We start from the raw sequence: 19543 nt of genomic DNA, 5'->3' as shown, positions 1-19543 counted from the left end.
TAAGTATTTAACAAAAAAAATATTAGCTAAAATACTGTTTATATTACATGTATAACATTACTTAAGTTCAACTACAACAATACTTTTTCCGTTAACGAAAACATTTTCATAGTAATACTCAATAATGAATCCAAAATTTAAAGAAATAGAAAAGCAAATAAAGAAAACACATAAATTTGCTTTTACTCCTAAATATAAAACAGAATTTCATACTCAACTTTCTGACAAAGCTTTTTTTGCAATTACGAATCAAACTTTTGAAAAATTAGATTGGGATATAGTTTATGTAGATGAGTATTCTATTGAAGCAAAACGAAAAGTCAAAAGTCTAGGAATGACTCAGTATACCGAATCTATAATTGTGTCTTATAAATATGGAAATATAATGGTAAAAAGTGAGTCACTTGGAAATGAAATATGGGATAATGGACGAAATTCGAAAAGAGTTCACCTATTTATATATATCTTCCATGATATTGAAAAAAATTATAATCGAGAAGAACTAAAACAACTAGAAAAAGAACAAGAATCAAAAGATAATTGGGATAACTATCAAATTCCTACAGAATTACCAAAACCAAAATCTGTACGAAACCAAAATATAATTTTTCCAATCCTAGTAGCAATTATCACTTCTATTTTATTAGCATTTATAATCGCTAAAATTTCATTAACAGGAAAATACATTATCTTCTTATTTGAATTTCTTATTGGTTTAGCTTTAGCTTTTTCATTAAAATTAGGAATCAAATTAGGAAATTTCACAGATTATAATAAATTAAGAAACATATTAATTGGATCAATATTAATCTTTTTCATTGGAAATCAACTATTCCAATATTATTTTATCTTAGCTGAAAACGATTTTGTACGAATTGATTTTTTTGAATTTATGAAAATTAAACTTGAACAAGGTTTAATAATTAAAAGTTTAAATGTAGGAAGTATTGGTTTAATAATTAGTTGGATTCTTCAACTAGGTTTAACCTTTATATTTGGTTATTTAAACCTTACACGATTTTTAATCTCTTATGTTGTAAAAAGAATTCCTACAGAAGTAATTGATTTTGCATTTTTCCATTTTATAAAAGGTAAAACTGAACAACAAGTTAGAGCTGAATTAGCATCTTTAAACTGGTCAGATGAACAAAATCAAAATGAAGTTTTTGAAGCTCTTGATGGAATTCAAGGTAACAACGAAATGAACAGAACAGTATAAAACATTCTTTATATCAGAAACATCATAACTATAACCCATTGTGTATTTTGAATTAAAATTCGTCAGTTCGAGTGATTTTTAGAAATGATACTTCGATAAACTCAGTACAAGATATCGAGAATAGAATTTTATCTTCTAAAACCTTGTTTGACGGTTTAATTGTTAAAATTAGCAAAATGCACAACGGATTAACTATAATATAATGATGATATTTATTTTTTAATGAAAAATCTAAATAAATACTTATTTATTAGTTAACATCAAATATAGAAGCTACTTTTTACGTTTACAGTAAAATAGGTTTAACATCAAAATAATTTATTATAATTTTGATTCATTAGATCAATTTGACTAAAAAAAATCAAATATGTTAAAAAATATTGCCTTAATTACATTATTGGTTTCTGGAATCTCTTTTGCACAAAAATCAGAAACACAAAAAAACAAACTATTAGGAAATCCTACTTTTGTGGAAGAATCGATGCAAAAAGCGAATATAAGAATGTCTCAAATCGTGAATTATGAGTTAGAATATTATACAAAATCAAACTATAATAGCGAAGGTAATCCGACAAAAAGAGAGTATTTTAATGAAGCTGGAGAACGTACTTTTTCGGAATCTTTCAATTATAATGAAGTAGGAAAAATAATTTCGAGAGAAATGAAAAGTGAAGATGAAAGTTTAGTTTTTAATTTTGATTACGAATATACAACAGAAGATTACAGTATTACAAAAAGTGAAAATGATGTAAATGTTTCGAAAACAACTTATAAATTAGACAACAATCAAAATATTATTTACGAAAAAGAGATTAATTTATTAGAAGATAATGAAGTATTTGTCGAAAAAAAATATGATTATCAGAATGATTTCTTAGTAAAAACTTCTGTCAAATACAACCAAGGTTCTTATACCTTAGATTATAAAAATGATGCAAAAGGAAATCCTACAGAAGAACTTTACATAGACAAGAATAACAAATTGATTAATAAATATATAAGAAAATTTGACACGAACAATAATATCATAGAAGAATCTACTTTTGGAGCAGATGGAAAATTGACAAATGTATCCACAATAAAGTATCAATATGATGACAAAAAGAATTGGACAAAACGAACTCAATACGCAAGTAAAATAGATCAACCAATTTCTAATACAACAAGAACAATACGTTATTAAAATTATAAAGAGTCAAAATATTTGGCTCTTTTTTTGATTGTTTAAACAAAAGTGACTAAATTAAAGAATATTAACCCTTTAATTCCTTTTATTATGATTAAAGATATACAAGAATTCAATCAATTATTTCAGTTGTATCAAAAAAATGATCGCTACAATTTATATATTCATGATTTTCCGAAAGATGAATTTATACAGCGGTTTTTTAATGATGAAGTAGAAGATTTATATCTTGAATATTTTGATTTAGATACTAGGTTAGATAAAAAAATAACGAATTATCGCGCAAATTTCTCTGACTTTTTTTCGATAGATAATTTAGCCTCAATTCAGTTAAAATCTACTTCTGGCTACTTTTATGCACACGATTTTTATTTTATGACAGAAAATGACACATTCATTTTCAATTATATTCACCGCAATTTTTTATCAGAATTATTAGATATTTTACTTTCCGAATTAGATTGTAATTTCATCAGTCGTCTAAAAACAGAATTATTAATTAATCTCGAATTTGAATAATTTATTGTTAAACTTCATTCAACGACATCTGATGTCTTATCAATAATTTTTATTTGTTTCAAACTGAAACGATATGAATTTTGATAGAATTAATGAAAAACTAAGCATTTTAGCTGATGCTGCGAAGTACGATGTTTCATGCTCATCAAGTGGTAGTGATAGGAAAAATACAAAAAATGGTATAGGAAATGGTCACATTTCGGGTATTTGTCATTCATTTACAGAAGATGGGCGCTGTGTTTCATTACTCAAAATTTTATTGACCAATCATTGTATTTTCGATTGTTCTTTTTGTGTTTCCAGAAAAAGTAACGATGTAAAACGTGCTGCTTTCACAGTGCAGGAAGTAGTCGATTTGACGATTAATTTTTATCGAAGAAATTATATAGAAGGTTTATTTTTAAGTTCTGGAATTTTCAAAAATGCTGATTTTACAATGGAACGGCTGTTACTTATTGCAAAAAAATTACGATTAGAAGAAAATTACAACGGATATATTCATTTAAAAACGATTCCAGGAGCAAGTCCAGAGTTGTTAAAAGAAGCTGGTTTATATGCCGACAGAATGTCTATAAATCTTGAAATGCCAACCGAAGAAGGTTTGAAACTGGTTGCTCCAGATAAATCACATGAAGATGTAAAAAAACCATTGAATTTCATTAATCAACAAATGACCGTTTTCAAATCTGAACGAAAATTAATAAAATCAACACCAATATTTGTTCCAGCAGGACAATCTACCCAAATGGTAATTGGCGCAACGCCAGAAAATGATATGCAAATAATGCATACTGCAAACCAATATTACAAAGATTATAACTTAAAACGCGTCTATTATTCGGGCTATATCCCAATTAATCATGATGATAAACTTTTACCGTCAATAGGAACTCAACCGCCTCTTTTACGAGAAAATAGATTGTATCAGACAGATTGGTTAATGCGTTTTTATAAATTTGATGTGAATGAGATTCTTAATCATCAAAACCCGCATCTTGATACAGATATTGATCCAAAATTAAGTTATGCTTTGCGAAATTTACACCTTTATCCTATCGATATTAATATGGCAGATTATCGCATGATTTTACGAATTCCTGGTATTGGTGTACAATCTGCAAAGAAAATTGTTGCAGCACGTAAATTCGAGAAAATATATTCTTATCAAATAAAACGACTTGGAATTGCCTACAATAGAGCAAAATTTTTTATGACTTGTGCAGATGACACTTACTCGCAAAAAGATTATTTACCAACACAAATAAAAAGTCTTATTTTGAATACAAGTAAAAGTAAATACCTTAAAAATCAACCAAATCAATTAAATTTATTTGACTAATGATTAACTATATTTTCGATAATAGTTTTGAAGGTTTTTTGACACTTATTTTTGATTCTTACACAAGAAAACCGAAAGAAATTAAGGTATTTGCAGAAAGAGATTATCAACCCACAATATTTGATGAAACTTACGTCGTAATGACAGATATAACAAAAGCAGAACGTGTGTACGATAGTTTAAAAAACAAACTTGGCATGTCTAATTATAAGATTATTCAAACTGTTTTTTTATCGGAATTACCAGAATCGTATGAAAAATTATTTTTTTATTGTTGCTATATTTTAGATAATAAAGCAAATGTAAACGCAAATTATGGAAATGATTTCGTGTTATATGTAAAGCAAATTTCACGTTCTGTACATCGAGAAAAACATCATAATGAAGCATTTATTCGTTTTGAAAAAATTAATCAGGATTTATTTTTTGCTAAAATTGAACCTAAATATAATGTTATCCCTTTGTTGGTAAAACATTTTGTAAAAAGATACACAGATCAGAGTTTTATAATTTATGATGTTATTAGAAAGTATGGAATTTTTTATGACAAAAATTCTAATCAAGTAGAAGAAATTAGGTTAGATTTTACTCCAGAAACGACAACTTCGATAAATAAATACATTGATGTTGACGAAAATTTGTACCAAGAATTATGGAAATCTTATTTTAAATCGACAACAATTACAGAAAGAAAAAATTCTAAATTACAAATTCAAATGATGCCAAAACGTTTCTGGAAAAATTTGACAGAGTATAATTAAAAAAGGTTACGCAACGTAACCTTTCATAGAAAAAATAGATATTTTTATATTATTGTTTTGCATCAGCCAATTTAGAATCTCGTGTATTTTTTTGTACAGTAATTGCAGCAAAAACGCTCAATGCAAAAGACATTCCGTAAAAACCTTTTTCACTCAAAAGTAAATCGGCGTTCCATAATCCGATCACCAATAACACGATAGAAGCTATTGTTGCAAACCAACTCAAGCCATAATAAAGTTCTGTTACTGCTAATCCTTCCGACTTGTCTCTAACACTTTTTTGAACAGAAATTACAGCGAATAAACCAAATAAAAGAATCACAAAATAGTATCCTTTTTCGTTTAATTCCATTGTAGCGTTCCATAATCCAACACAATAACCTACTGTTCCGGCTAATAATCCAGTCCAAGATGCGCCAATAAAAGCAGCTGTTGGTTTGTACGGATTAGTTATTGATTTAGCTCTTTTCGAAGATTTTTCATTTACTTGATTGTTGTTTTCAATTGTTTCCATTTTATTAGGTTTTTCATTAATTATGATACAAAATTCTTGAAAAGTTGATTTAGAAACAACTCAATATTTTATAAATACTGACGAAATATTTTTATATTTATGACTACAAATTAAATAGAAATGGATAATTTAAGTGAGTTAATATCATTATTAAATACAGAAGATTTCAATGATTTTATCAAGTATTTAAAACAAAACAATAAAAGAAATGACACTAAAAACATACAACTACTTAAATTCATAAAAACTGACGATATAAAGAATATTAAAAAACTTTATAAGGATAAAAAAAATAATGACGCTTACCATGCATTGAGAAAAAGACTACAAGATAGTTTGCTTCTATTTCTATCAAATCAAACATTTCAGAATAATGCAAACGAAGCCAATAAAGCTCTAAAATTATTAGTTGTAGGAAAATTACTCTATGAAAATAATCTAGAAATAATTGCTTATAAATGTTTGGTAAAAGCAGAAACGAAAGCTATAAAACTTGAACAATTCAGCTTATTGAATGAAATTTATTCTACTCGTTTACTTTATAATCATCTTCATCAAAAAGAAAACTTTGATGAATTATCTGCTAAATTTATTTCTAATCAAGAACAATTGAACAATGAAGCAAAACTAACAATAGCTTATGCACAACTGAGAAAAGAATTAGAAAAAATCATTTACAAAGGAGATATTATTGATTTGGAAACATTGCTTCAATCTACTATGAATCAATACAATATTTCTCTTGATTCAATTCTGACATACAAATCGTTGGTACAGATTTTAGATATTGCGAATGAATATGCTGCAATTCATCAGAACTATGAGTTGGTAGAATCTTATATTGAATCGACGTATCAATTTTTAGAAAAACAAGCACAAAACTCTGAGCATCATTTATATTATCATATTCAAATACTTTATTATTTAGCGAATTTTAGTTTCAGAAATTTAAACTTTACACAAAGTTTTTCATATTTAAATGATATGTATAATTTGATGGAAAAGCAAAATAGACTTTATTATTCTACTTTCTATCAAAAACATCAATTGATACTTGCATTAAATTTTCATTTTACTAATCATTCTCAAAAAGCTTTAGAGATTATAGAAAATGCATCGAAAACATTGTCAAAAAAAGTTGATTTGTCTATAATCAATGATTTACAAGCGACATACACCATGTTTTTAGGACAACAACAGAATAAACTTGCTTTAAAAGAAATGAGTAAATTAATCCATACTGATAGTTGGTACGAAAAAAAAGTAGGTCTACTTTGGACGATAAGAAAAAATTTGATGGAAATTCTAATTCATGCCCAATTTGAAAATATAGATTTTGCTTTGACGAGAATAAAAAGTTTCAAAAGACGATACAAAAGTTATTTAGAGAGTGTAAAAGAAACAAAAGTTATAGATTATGTTGTTTTAGTTGAAAAATATGTACAACAACCTACAGTTTTAGAAAACAAAACGTTTCAGGAAAAGATCGAAAAACTACAAAATTCAACAGGTCAAGATGTTTTTCTAATGAGTTATATTGGTTGGTTAAAATCATTGCATACACAAAAAACACCTTACGAAATAACTTTAGAAATGATAAAAAATAAATCCGAGTAAAAGCTCGGATTTATGATTTTTTTTAATAAAAATTTATTTTTTCGGTAAAAAAACTTCCGCCATCATACAGCGTGCGCTTCCTCCACCAAGTTTTTCAATTAAATCTATCTTAACAGGTAAAATTGGATTATAATTCTCTATTTTCTTGATTTGATCTTCTGTTAACGAATCATAAGCTGTTTGTGACATTACCAAATATGGTTGACCCAATCCGCCAACTTGTAACATATTACCTGCAAATTGATGCATCTGAGCTTCTGTAATTGCTATAATTTCTTTTTCAGATTCCAATAAGTAGTCACAAACCATTTTCTTTTCTTTTTTGTCATCAATAGAATCCAAACAAATAACGGCATATTTATCTGCGATACACATCATAACATTGGTGTGATAAATTGGTTTTCTTTCACCATTTACAGTTTGATTGGCATGAAAAATAACAGGTGTATATTCTAATTCTTCACAAAATTCTACAAATAATTCATCATCCGTTCGTTCTGAAATACATGCATAAGCCAATTCATATTCACGATCTAAAATAATACTTCCAGTTCCTTCTAAATAAACCTCGTCTTCTTCTGCAGAAGAAAAATCAATAATATCATGAATAAAAAAACTTTTTTCTTCCAATACTCCCAAAACATCTTCTTCGCGACGCTCATCTCTCCTATTTTTAGCAAACATTGGGTATAAAACTACTGTTCCTTCTTCATGAAAAGAAATCCAATTGTTAGGGAAAATAGAATCTGGTGTATGTGGTTTTGGTGTATCTTTTATTGTAATTACATTTACGCCTTTTGATCGTAAAGAAGAAACCATACCAGTAAATTCTTGTAAAGCTTCTTGTTGAATTTCTTCCTGAGAAGCTGTTGTTTCTGTCTGAAAATAGTTGTTAACCGCAGTTTCCGGATTATAGTAAAAAGCTGTTGGCTCAACCATCAAAATAGTTGAGGTATATTGTTTATTTTTCATCTTATTTTCTTGTTAAAGGCATTGTAGAACATCTTAATAAACCACCCATTTTAGATATATTTCTATAATTAATAGGTTCTACTTTTATGTTCCAAACATTTTCTAAATGATTATTTAAGCGAGTAAAATTTTTCTCTGAAATAACAACTTCTGGCGAAATAGAGAATACATTTGGATTCATCCAATACATTTCCTCTTTTGTTACTTCAAACAAATTTTCTTGTCCAAAAATAGCAACTATTTTTTGATATTCTTCTTCAAACAAAAAACCATCTTTGTAAATAATCGCTTTATCATTTCCAACAGGATTGAATGTACAATCTAAATGCAAAATTCCTTCGTAAGGATCTTGATCATTTTTCTTTAATTCAAAATCTAAAACCTTTTTATTTGGAAATTTTTCTTTGATATAATCTACAAATTCAACATTTGTACGTGCTGTTTTGAAGTGTTTAAAATCTGGTTGTTTATATGTTCCGACAAAAATATAGTCGTTGTACAAAATCACATCACCACCTTCTACGTAAACTTCTTCTGGCAATGTATTAATTTTATTTCCTTTGAATAACTTTTTAATTTCTCTGTAAGCTTGTAATTCTTCTAATCGATCTGGAATAATATTTGACACAAAAAACTGATCCTCTATCACAAATCCTACATCACGCGAAAAAACTTGATTACAATCTTCAATCAAAGTTGGGCGTAAAACTTCTACATTATATTTTTTCAGAACTTCTTCAAATTCGGACATTTCTGCAATTAAGTCTTCTTCTTTTGGATAGTCGTTATGTTGTACACTATCATAAGATTTGGCATCAAAAGTTTGATCAAGTGTAGGATCAGCTCCGTTAGATTCTGCTCTACCTAAAACTACGGTTTGTAGTTGAGCTGTTTCGTTTTGTACATTTAATCGCATAATTTTTCGTGGTTTTAAATTTTATGTTCCAAAAAAAATCCCGCAGAAGCGAGATTTTAATTTTGTATAAATATACATTTTATTTTTGAATTCCTAAAGCTTTCAAGCCATTTACTGTTGCAATATTAGAAAGTTGTTCCACATCATAAAAGTGGCAAGACTCTAGCATTACTCGTAATTCCGTTAGTAAATGTCCGTCAGAGAAAGGTTTATAAATATCATTAATATTATCTGTACCAAAGGCAACATTAATTCCTCTTGGAATCATTTCGTCAACCGGTGTAACTGAATTGTGAGATGGCGCCAAACGTTCTGTTCTGTTATGATCAATCCAAGCTGTTGGACAAGAAATGATGTGCATATCAGCTTTTTTGATTAAATCATACAATTCATAACGATATTTACGTGGATGTGCCGCTACTGAAATAGAGTGAACCGCAGATACTTTACCTTGCATACCATGCTCTATCGTTTTTAATGCCAATTGTTCTGTTTCAGTTTCTTCATCGGTGTTAAATTGATCGACGTGAACGTGAACTAATTTATTTTTTGCTTTTGCAGTAGACATCAAAATATCTAAATGCTCTTCTTCTCTTCCAAAATCTTTTGCTGGTAAACCTCCAATAATATCAACAAAATCCGAAGACATATCAAACCATTCACGTGCTTTTGGGTCAATAACTCCTTTCAAAACTTGATTTGCAAAACGCATTTCAATATCTTTTCCGTAATTGTCTTTTAAACGTTGTGCTGCTTGTATACTACGATCTTCTATAACTTCATCTGCATCAATAAAAGACCCGATAGCTTGACAACCTTGCTCTAACATAAAGTTAATTGCTTTTTCCATACGGAAATAAATGTCATCTACAGAAGAATTACGTTTCATGTCATCTACTAAATGCCATTTTTCTTTAAGATATGAATTTGATAATGCGAATGTGTCCGAAGTTAATGAATAGGCTCTGTCTAAATGTGAATGTGTATTAACCCAACCTCCTTTGTCTTTGATTCTTTGTAGAACTTCCTCGATTGGATTGAAATTTTGCTTGTTCATCGTAAAATTGTTTGTTTTCGGGATGTAAAATTAATAAGATTATTCAACAGAAATGAAGCCCTATTATCTAAAAGATTTCTTTAACTTTGTACCTTTGTTACTAATCCCATTTTAACAAAAAAAGTCCAACTAAATGTTGGACTTTTTGGTTTTATAATTTCAAATTATTTTTTAACTCTAAGCTTAGATTTCTTAAAATCTTCAATATTCTCTTTAGATTTTGTATTAATTTTTATATAATTAAATTTTAAATCTGCTTTATCTATTTCCTTTATAGTAATACTTAGTACATTATTTTCATCAATCAAATATTCATTAGATTTTTCATTTATAATCTGATTATTAACATTATAAATATTTTGATTTCCACTTAATTTTGTATACTTCGACACTAAATCTTTTAAAGTTATCGGATTGATTTTTATATTATTTTTAGTCTTAATCTTTAAAATTCCATTTGGAAAATTTGGATCATTTTTAATAACATTAACATTTTCAAAATCATCTGAATTTAGACTCATAGCTACTGAAGGTGGATAAACTACATCATCAATTTTAAAAATTGCTTTATTTATATCATTAAACTCTGTGTCTATTAATACATGAATTTTAGATAAATCAATTTCTTCATTAGGTTTTTGAGAAAATCCTAAAAAAGGTATAAATAATAGTGTTACTAATAAAATTTTCATTATTTCTTAATTTTTTAATATGTTTTTTACAATTTAGATTTTGACTTTTGGGTTTTATAATGAGTTATTGTTGCTATTACTAATAATATGGCTGATAATAACCAAAACCAATAACCGAATAAAGGGAAATTATATTCTTTGACTGCCATAAAATCAAGTTCAAATAAATGATTAATACCGTATAATGACATTTGTAATAAAGCAAATATACCCAAAACAATACCTGCTTTTTTCTTGTAAAAAATCCAACCAAATAAAAGTATAAAATTTCCTAACCAGCAGATAAAATCAATTGGTAATTCTAAAATCGTTATATATCCTAAAATTAGATATGCAAAACCTAAATATTCAGTCTTATTATCATTCGTATAATAATCTGTAAAATTATCTAAAATCATATGTACTGGCAGAACCAAACTTATGAGAAATATAACAATACTTGCTATGAGAAAATGTTTACTTTTCAATTTTATATTTAATTTTTATATGTTCTTTTTACAGATTGTATTCCTTCTATATTCTTTAATTCTAACATAATTTTCTCTAATTCAGCTTTATTTTTAACAGAAACTGTAATTTTTCCATCAAAAATACCCGCATCTTCAGACAAATTTATACTATGCATATTAAGTGAATTGTTTTTAGAAATAACCAGCGTAATATCACTCACCATTCCTGCTCTATCTAATCCATGCAGCTCTATAAGTGCCTTAAATTCGCGTTGAGAAGAATCTATCCATTTTGCTTTTATAATACGATAAGCATAATTTGCTTGCAACGAAACAGAGTTTGGACAATCTACTTTATGTACTTTTATTCCTTTGGAAACCGTAATAAATCCAAAAACTTTATCACCTGGTATTGGGTTACAACAGCTTGCTAATTCATAGTCTAATCGTTCTTCATCATTCCCAAAAACAAGTGAATCTAACTTCGTTTTATCTTGTACAAATTCTTCTTTCTTCGCTGTATTGAAAGTTGATTTTCTGAAACGATTTATTAGTCCTGTAAAACCAGAATTTCTATCTGCAAATTTGCGTAAATCATTGTTATCAATAATTCCTACTGCAATATTGTAGAAAACATCCATACTTGAACTTAACTTAAAGTATTGCTGTAACTGATTGATTGTATTCTCGCTAAAATCAACCTTTAAGTGTCTTAATTTTCGTTGTAAAATTTCTTTTCCTTCATCTGCAATTTTTCGTTTATCAGAATTTAAAGAAGCTTTAATTTTACTTCTTGCTTTGGTTGTAACAACATAATCTAACCATTCTAATTTTGGTTTTTGCTGTGTTGAGGTAATAATTTCTACTTGATCTCCACTTTGTAATTGATGCGAAAGTGGAAACAATTTTCCATTTACTTTTGCACCCAAACAATGATCGCCCACATTACTGTGAATAGAATATGCAAAATCTAATGAACTTGCGCCTTTTGGTAAAGAATGTAAATCTCCTTTTGGTGTAAAAACATAGATTTCTTTGGAATATAAATTGAATTTGAAATTATCCATAAATTCAACCGCATCTTTTGTATCCTCCTGCTCCAACATTTCACGAACTTGATGTATCCATTCATCAACTTTTGTATCATCGTCAGAAACATTTTCTTTGTATTTATAATGCGCTGCAATTCCCATTTCTGCAACTTCATCCATTCTTTCCGAACGAATTTGGACTTCTACCCAACGTGCTTGTGGTCCCATAACTGTAACGTGAAGCGATTCATAACCAGTAGTTTTTGGTTGCGAAATCCAATCGCGCATACGTTTGGGATTTGGAATAAATAAATCTGTGATTAAAGAATAAATTTTCCAAGCTAAAAATTTTTCATTCTTACGATCAGAACGATAAACAACACGTACAGCAAACAAATCAAAAACTTCCTCAAACGGAATTCCTTGTTTTACAGTTTTGCGATAAATAGAATTAATTGATTTAGAACGTCCTTTTATTTCAAATTCTAAGCCTTCTGCTTCTAATTTTTCTGCAATTATTTTTCTAAAATCATTTATATACTTTTCTCTATCAGACTTCGTTTCTGTTAATTTTTGTTCAATATCACGATAAGCTTCTGGTTGAGTATATTTTAAACTTAAATCTTCTAATTCTGATTTAATATTATACAAACCCATTCTATGCGCCAAAGGAGCATAAATAAAGATTGTTTCGGAAGCTATTTTCAACTGTTTATCCTCACGCATACTATCTAGCGTACGCATATTGTGAAGACGATCTGCAATTTTGATTAAAATAACACGAACATCTTCGGATAAGGTCAATAATAATTTTTTATAATTTTCTGATTGTATTGATAAGTCTTGACGATTCAGAACCGAAATTTTTGTCAAACCATCAATAATTTTTGCAATCTTCTTTCCAAAAAGTTTTTCTAAATCCTCTACAGTATAATCTGTGTCCTCTACAACATCGTGCATTAACGCTGCAGCAATTGATGTTGCTCCAAGTCCAATTTCATCTGCAACAATTTTTGCCACTGCAATTGGATGATAAATATAAGGTTCGCCAGTTTTTCTACGCTGGTCTTTATGCGCATCTACAGCCAAATCAAACGCTTTACGAATCAATTTTTTATCTTCGTCTGATAGCGTAACATAAGTATTCTGTAGCATCTCTTTATAACGTCGCGTTATCTCAATGTTCTCTTGCTCTAACTGCTCTTCTGTAATAACGTACGGAGTTTCCATCTTTCTAAATTTTGTGGTAATAGTTAAGTTGTCTTTTTTGATAAAAAAGTAATCTTAAATCAAAAAATAAATATACGTGTTTTTTTCTTTTTTATAAAGTCAAAAAAATTAATCCTAAATTAATTTAAAATCATAATTATATCAGCTATTTTTTTGCAATTGCTACTTTATTTTTAATCATTTTACACTAAATTTGATAGAGAAACAAATCTACTAAATGCCAAACCAAACTAAATCATTAGAAGATGTTCACGAAAGTGTGAATGTCAAAAAAAACGGATTTAAAAAAATACTCAGCTTTTTTGGTCCAGCCTATTTAATTAGCGTTGGTTATATGGATCCAGGCAACTGGGCAACAGACTTAGCGGGCGGTAGTCAATTTGGTTATACCCTTATTTGGGTTTTATTGATGAGTAACATTATGGCATTGTTGTTACAAAGTCTTTGCACACGTTTGGGAATTGTAAGACGAAAAGATTTGGCGCAATGTAACCGAGAAACTTATCCGAAAGGAATGAATTTTGTTCTGTATATTTTGGCCGAAATTGCAATTGCAGCTTGTGATTTAGCAGAAATTCTTGGAATGGCAATTGGTCTAAATTTACTTTTCGGAATTGATTTAATTTATGGCGTATTAATCAGTTTTTTAGATACTTTTCTTTTGCTTTATCTACAAAAACTTGGAATGAGAAAAATGGAACTTTTCATTGTTGGATTAATTGCGATGATTGGTCTTTGTTTTATGACCGAAATGTTTTTGGCAAAACCCGATTTTGGAGAAGTTGCAAAAGGTTTTATTCCATCTATTCCAAATAGTGCTGCATTGTATATTAGTATTGGAATTATTGGTGCAACTGTTATGCCTCATAACTTATATTTACATTCTGCCCTCGTCCAAACTCGGAAAATTGACCGAGATGATAATTCAATCAAAAAAGCATTAAAATATAACTTTTGGGATAGTGCAATAGCACTTAATTTGGCTTTTCTTGTAAACGCCGCGATTTTGATTTTAGCTTCCTCCGTTTTTCATAAAAATGGTTATCATGATGTTGCAGAATTAAGCGACGCATACAGATTATTAGGAACAACGTTAGGTACAGATTTGGCGCCAAAACTATTTGCTGTTGCGTTAATTTTAGCAGGGCAAAGTTCTACTGTAACGGGAACTTTGGCTGGACAAATTGTAATGGAAGGTTATTTACATCTTCGTATTAATCCCGTTTTGAGAAGAATTTTAACGCGATCTTTAGCAGTTCTTCCTACTGTTATCGTGATATTGATTTTTGGAGAAAAAGAAGTTGGCTCTTTACTTATTTTCAGTCAAGTTATTTTGAGTATGCAATTGGCTTTCGCTGTAATTCCGCTTATTCATTTTGTGAGTGATAAATCTAAAATGGGAAATTTCACGATAAACACTACAACCAAATTTTTTGCTTGGACAATTGCCTTTATTATTTCATTTCTGAATGCGCAATTGGTTTATGGAGAATTTAATAAATGGATGGCAAATAGTCAATCATATTCTCTAAATATTGCCTTGGTTGGTTTAGAAATAGGTTTATTAATATTATTGATGTTAACTTTTTTAATTCCAATATTTATTAAACGTAATCAAGAAAATCAAAAAGAAATACATGAGCCTTTCGAAGCTTTTACGTTAGAAGAAATTTCGAAGCAACATTTTCAACGAATTATTATTGCTTTAGATTTCTCTAAAACCGATAAAAAAGTCATTAATTATGCAACGCAATTGGCTTCTACAGAATCATCATTAATTTTAGTTCACGTTGTAGAAAGTGCAACTGTAAAATATACAGGCGAAAAAACAAATGATGCGGAGGCGCTTTCAGATTTGAAACGATTAGAACAATATGCACAAATTCTTCGTCCGATATTTAATGAAACTAAAATAGAATTGGGCTACAATAATCGTGTGAATACAATAGTAGAAATAAGTAAACGTCACAATGCAGATTTAATTATTGTTGGTTCGCATGGACACAGAGGTTTTATGGATTTTATTTTTGGAGAAACAATAAATAAACTTCGACATCGTGTTGATATTCCAGTATTTATTGCTAAATAATTTAAAAAGGCTTTCAGAAAATTCTGAAAGCCTTTTTATTCTATCTTAAATCTCGTTTTAACGAACACGTTGAAAACAAAGAGTTGGTTTAATTTTTATCGTTTCATTAGCAATCAAAATCATTACGTTTTCATGTTGATTAAACATCCATAATGAATTTCCTTCAACTTCTACACCTTGTGGAGTTTTAACAATGTCTATATTTGTGTACTTCATAACTAATTGTTTTTAATTGGATGATTACTAATGTTTTGTTAAAAATAAATTTTAACGTTAAAATGGTTTAACTTATAAATTTCAATTCATAGATTACTCTATTTATAATGCTTTTGATTATATATATTAAATTATCATAAATTATACCAAGAAATAATCTCGATGTAAAATAATTGTAAAATTTATGAAATCTGACTCCAACCAACTTTATCTTTATGATTTTCAAGAAAAAATTGTTTCGTTGCCAAATTATAAGGCTGAGAAAGCGTTGGATCTTGTTTAAGAATAGCTTCTACACATTTTCGTGCAGCAAATAAAATCTCTTTGTCTTTCGCTAAATCAGCAATTTTAAGATTCATTACACCACTTTGTTGCGTTCCCATCATATCGCCAGGACCACGCAATTCTAAATCTACTTCTGCAACCTGAAAACCATCGTTTGTATCAACCATCGTTTGTATTCTACGACGAGAAACATCATTCAATTTTCCGCCAGTCATCAAAATACAAAACGACTGTTCCGCTCCTCGCCCAACTCGTCCACGTAATTGGTGCAATTGCGACAAACCAAATCGTTCCGAATTTTCTATCACCATAACAGAGGCATTTGGTACATTAACACCAACTTCTATCACTGTTGTAGCGACAAGAATTTGCGATTCACCTTTTTTGAAACGATTCATTTCAAATTCTTTATCCGCAGGTTTTTGTCTACCATGTACAATACTTATTGCATAATCTGGCAATGGAAAAGCACGCGAAATACTCTCGTATCCATCCATCAAATCTTTCAAATCTAACTTATCAGATTCTTCGATTAATGGATAAACAATATAAATTTGACGACCTTTTGCTATTTCATCTTTCATAAATTTGAAAACACTTAGTCGATGCGCATCCGTTTTATGTAAAGTTTTGATTGGTTTTCGTCCTTTTGGTAATTCATCAATCACAGAAACGTCCAAATCTCCGTACATTGTCATCGATAAAGTTCTTGGAATTGGTGTTGCTGTCATTACCAAAATATGTGGTGGTAATTTTGCTTTTCTCCAAAATTTTGCCCGTTGCGCTACTCCAAAACGATGTTGCTCATCTATTATAGATAAACCAAGGTTATGAAACTGCACATTATCCTCTAACAAAGCATGTGTCCCGATAATTATTTTGAGTTCGCCATTTGCTAAATTTTCAAGAATTGGCTGACGTTTTTTCTTACTTACAGAGCCTGTTAATAATTCTACAGAAACATCCAAATCGTTCAATAATTCTTTGATGCTTTCATAATGTTGTATTGCTAAAATCTCAGTCGGCGCAATCAAAGCGGCTTGATATCCATTGTCTATGGCAATTAACATGGTTAGTAATGCAACCATCGTTTTTCCTGAACCTACATCTCCTTGTAACAGACGATTCATCTGTGCTGGTTGACGTAAATCTGTTCTAATTTCTTTGATTACTCGCTTTTGTGCATCTGTCAATTCAAATGGTAAATGCTCTGTATAAAATGTATTGAAATAATGTCCAATATTCGGAAATGGATTACTCCTATTTTTCTGTTTATTAACTGCTTTTTGTGATAAATTAGCTAAATTAAGAAAGAAAAATTCTTCAAATTTTAAACGACGAACAGCCGCATTCAAATCAACTAAATTTTTCGGAAAATGAATGGTTTTTAAAGCTTCATTTCTACCTATTAATTTATAATGATCTAACACATTTTGAGGTAAATTTTCTGGAATTTCTATGTTTTCTACAAAAAGATTCAACATCATTTTTTGCATCACACGATTGGTTATTCCTTTCTTAGAAAGCTTTTCTGTACTTGGGTAAACGGGAAATAATCCTAACGGAACATTTTTTGAGTCTTCAATCAACTCAATTTCTGGATGCGTAATACTAAATCGTCCATTAAACTCATTTGGTTTTCCATAGATCACAACATCTTTATGTAAGTCAGTTTTGAGTTTTTCCTTTTGCCAAGAAGAAATCTTAAACCAAACCAATTCCAATGTTCCACTTCCGTCTTGAAATTTACCAACCAAACGTTTTACTTTTCCTTGATTTATTTCTTCTAACTGAACAATTTTTCCTTTTAATTGAATTTCTGTGGTAGTAGAAGAAATCTCAGATGTTTTGTAAAACTTTGATTTATCTACATAGCGAAAAGGAAAATGTTGAATCAAATCTTCATACCGAAATATCCTAAACTCGCTTTGTAATGTTTTAGCGCGTTCAGGACCAGCTCCTTTTAAATATTCGATTGTTTTTTTTAATGGATTTTGGTACATTATATTCGTCAGAAAGGTTGCAATTTAATAAATTTTGACGACAAAGAATGTCACTTCAGTTACAAAATAAGCTTGTAAAAATGCCTTATATTTGTCTAAAATATAAATAAATGGATTTATTAAATTACATAAATAAAGGTTTAACATACGAAAATTACATAATTCGTGTTGAAGATGATTTGGAAGCAGAAATAGAAAATGAAGATCCAAAAGAGATTGTTCAATATTATGCTTTAGGTTTACAGCGTATGAACAGAGTGTATAAGACATTTGAATTAACGCCCGTACAAGAAAAAAGAGTAAAAGAAACGGCTAATAATTTTAAGATTTTAACGATAACAGAAGGTTGGTGTGGAGATGCTTCTCAGATAATACCTGTTGTAGAAAAAATTGCAAACACGTTGAATGTTGAGTCAAAATACATTTTGCGCGATGAAAATTTAGAGTTAATGGAGAATTATAAAACGAATAATGCGATTTCTATTCCTATTATAATTGGTGTTGCAGAAGATGGATCAGAATTATTTCGTTTTGGACCACGTCCACAATATGGAATGGAATTATTACATCGTTTTAAAAATAATCCAGATATTTATTCTGCTGAAGAATTTCACGAAGATTTACAAAAATATTACAACAATAATAAAGGAGTTGATATTCTAAATGAGATTTTAGATTTGATTGACGAAAATGTCCAATAAAAAAATTAAAGCCGAAGACAATCTTCGGCTTTTTTATATCTAATTTGATGAAACTAAATTTTTCTTTTTTTCTAATTCTTCAATCAATAAAGCTTTTACAAGAGTATATGTATAATCTTTAGTTTCTGCAAAAGATAAATTATATTCTCGGTTAATTTTTTGGAATTGAATAGGAAATTTTGCTAATAAATTATCGTAATAATTATCTAAAACATTTTTATTCGGTAAATCATAACCTATTTTTAGTTGAAAACGTCGTAATAAAGCAATGTCTATAATTTCGCTGTGATTGGTTGCACAAATCAACAATGATTTTTCTGGAAAATAATCTATCAACTGAATAAGCGTATTTACCAAACGTCTCATTTCTCCTACATCTTTATCATCATTTCCACGAGCTTTTCCTATTTGATCAAATTCATCTAAAAATAAAACTGCTTTTTCGCGTGCTGCTTTATCAAATATTTGACGAATATTTTGAGAAGTTTCACCTACTCTAGAACAAACAACATTACTCAAATTAAGAATTAAAATTGGTTTACCTAAAGCATTTGCAATTGCTTTTGCGGTCATCGTTTTTCCACAACCAGATTTTCCGTACAACAATAATTTGTTATTTACAGGCAAGCCATATTCGCGTAATTCTTCGATATAATTGTGTTCTTTTATCAACTGATTAATTGTTTTTCTACTTTCATCATTCAAAAAAATTTCATCTAAAGTTGTTTGTTCATCATCATTGATAAT

General features: G+C 28.9%; 18 protein-coding genes. 8 read left to right on the top strand and 10 right to left on the bottom strand.

What is annotated here, in order from left to right; translation table 11 throughout:
- Positions 1–124: 124 nt before the first annotated feature.
- The 5 genes from RSC72_RS14540 (at position 125) to RSC72_RS14520 (ending at position 5024) form a co-directional block, all read left to right on the top strand.
- Positions 125–1219 carry a hypothetical protein gene (locus tag RSC72_RS14540; protein WP_332566045.1) on the top strand — a complete coding sequence of 365 codons (1095 nt, stop codon included), beginning with the start codon at positions 125–127 and terminating at the stop codon, positions 1217–1219.
- A 367-nt stretch (positions 1220–1586) separates the two neighbouring features.
- On the top strand, positions 1587–2402 hold the full coding sequence (locus RSC72_RS14535) for a hypothetical protein (RefSeq protein WP_332546422.1): 816 nt from the start codon (positions 1587–1589) through the stop codon (positions 2400–2402).
- A 93-nt stretch (positions 2403–2495) separates the two neighbouring features.
- A complete protein-coding gene (locus RSC72_RS14530) occupies positions 2496–2924 on the top strand; it encodes a hypothetical protein (protein ID WP_332578597.1) in 429 nt (142 codons plus the stop codon).
- A 73-nt stretch (positions 2925–2997) separates the two neighbouring features.
- Positions 2998–4263: a putative DNA modification/repair radical SAM protein gene (locus tag RSC72_RS14525; RefSeq protein WP_332546424.1), complete on the top strand. Its 1266-nt coding sequence runs from the start codon at positions 2998–3000 to the stop codon at positions 4261–4263.
- The gene (locus RSC72_RS14520) at positions 4263–5024 is read left to right on the top strand and encodes a TIGR03915 family putative DNA repair protein (protein WP_332546425.1); all 762 of its coding nucleotides are present in this window, start codon (positions 4263–4265) and stop codon (positions 5022–5024) included. The genes RSC72_RS14525 and RSC72_RS14520 overlap by 1 nt, the downstream gene beginning before the upstream one ends.
- Positions 5025–5073: 49 nt before the next feature.
- Here the strand turns inward: RSC72_RS14520 and yiaA are convergent, their stop codons facing one another.
- A complete protein-coding gene (gene yiaA, locus RSC72_RS14515; protein WP_332546426.1) occupies positions 5074–5538 on the bottom strand; it encodes an inner membrane protein YiaA in 465 nt (154 codons plus the stop codon).
- 120 nt (positions 5539–5658) lie between these two features.
- On the opposite strand from yiaA, the gene RSC72_RS14510 reads away from it, so the two are divergent.
- Positions 5659–7155, top strand: coding sequence for a hypothetical protein (locus tag RSC72_RS14510; protein ID WP_332546427.1), 1497 nt, complete (start codon positions 5659–5661; stop codon positions 7153–7155).
- Between the two features lie 33 nt (positions 7156–7188).
- On the opposite strand, the gene ctlX is transcribed toward RSC72_RS14510, so the two are convergent.
- The 6 genes from ctlX to RSC72_RS14480 all read right to left on the bottom strand — a co-directional run bounded on the left by ctlX (position 7189) and on the right by RSC72_RS14480 (position 13502).
- Positions 7189–8127, bottom strand: coding sequence for a citrulline utilization hydrolase CtlX (ctlX, locus tag RSC72_RS14505; RefSeq protein WP_332546428.1), 939 nt, complete (start codon positions 8125–8127; stop codon positions 7189–7191).
- Between the two features lies 1 nt (position 8128).
- Positions 8129–9043, bottom strand: a complete 915-nt coding sequence (locus RSC72_RS14500; RefSeq protein WP_332546429.1) for a dimethylarginine dimethylaminohydrolase family protein — start codon at positions 9041–9043, stop codon at positions 8129–8131.
- 79 nt (positions 9044–9122) lie between these two features.
- Positions 9123–10100 (bottom strand): amidohydrolase family protein, encoded by a 978-nt coding sequence (locus RSC72_RS14495; protein ID WP_332566042.1) that lies wholly within the window; start codon positions 10098–10100, stop codon positions 9123–9125.
- 164 nt (positions 10101–10264) lie between these two features.
- On the bottom strand, positions 10265–10792 hold the full coding sequence (locus RSC72_RS14490; RefSeq protein ID WP_332544998.1) for a hypothetical protein: 528 nt from the start codon (positions 10790–10792) through the stop codon (positions 10265–10267).
- Between the two features lie 26 nt (positions 10793–10818).
- A complete protein-coding gene (locus tag RSC72_RS14485) occupies positions 10819–11190 on the bottom strand; it encodes a hypothetical protein (RefSeq protein ID WP_332544997.1) in 372 nt (123 codons plus the stop codon).
- 77 nt (positions 11191–11267) lie between these two features.
- Complete coding sequence (locus RSC72_RS14480) at positions 11268–13502, bottom strand: RelA/SpoT family protein (protein WP_332544996.1); 2235 nt, start codon at positions 13500–13502, stop codon at positions 11268–11270.
- Between the two features lie 217 nt (positions 13503–13719).
- Between RSC72_RS14480 and RSC72_RS14475 the strand changes: the two genes are divergently transcribed.
- A complete protein-coding gene (locus tag RSC72_RS14475; protein ID WP_332544995.1) occupies positions 13720–15591 on the top strand; it encodes an Nramp family divalent metal transporter in 1872 nt (623 codons plus the stop codon).
- A gap of 57 nt (positions 15592–15648) precedes the next feature.
- On the opposite strand, the gene RSC72_RS14470 is transcribed toward RSC72_RS14475, so the two are convergent.
- On the bottom strand, positions 15649–15807 hold the full coding sequence (locus RSC72_RS14470) for a hypothetical protein (RefSeq protein WP_332544994.1): 159 nt from the start codon (positions 15805–15807) through the stop codon (positions 15649–15651).
- A gap of 182 nt (positions 15808–15989) precedes the next feature.
- Positions 15990–18095 carry an ATP-dependent DNA helicase RecG gene (recG, locus tag RSC72_RS14465; protein ID WP_332544993.1) on the bottom strand — a complete coding sequence of 702 codons (2106 nt, stop codon included), beginning with the start codon at positions 18093–18095 and terminating at the stop codon, positions 15990–15992.
- A 110-nt stretch (positions 18096–18205) separates the two neighbouring features.
- Between recG and RSC72_RS14460 the strand changes: the two genes are divergently transcribed.
- Positions 18206–18796 (top strand): thioredoxin family protein, encoded by a 591-nt coding sequence (locus RSC72_RS14460; protein WP_332544992.1) that lies wholly within the window; start codon positions 18206–18208, stop codon positions 18794–18796.
- 39 nt (positions 18797–18835) lie between these two features.
- Here the strand turns inward: RSC72_RS14460 and RSC72_RS14455 are convergent.
- A partial coding sequence (locus RSC72_RS14455) for an AAA family ATPase (protein WP_332578596.1) occupies positions 18836–19543 on the bottom strand: 708 nt, incomplete at its 5' end.

Source organism: Algoriella sp., assembly GCF_036647415.1.
In the GTDB taxonomy this organism is placed as follows: domain Bacteria; phylum Bacteroidota; class Bacteroidia; order Flavobacteriales; family Weeksellaceae; genus Empedobacter.
The sequence above is the reverse complement of the archived record's forward strand: the minus strand, read 5'-3'. Positions and strand labels throughout refer to the sequence as shown.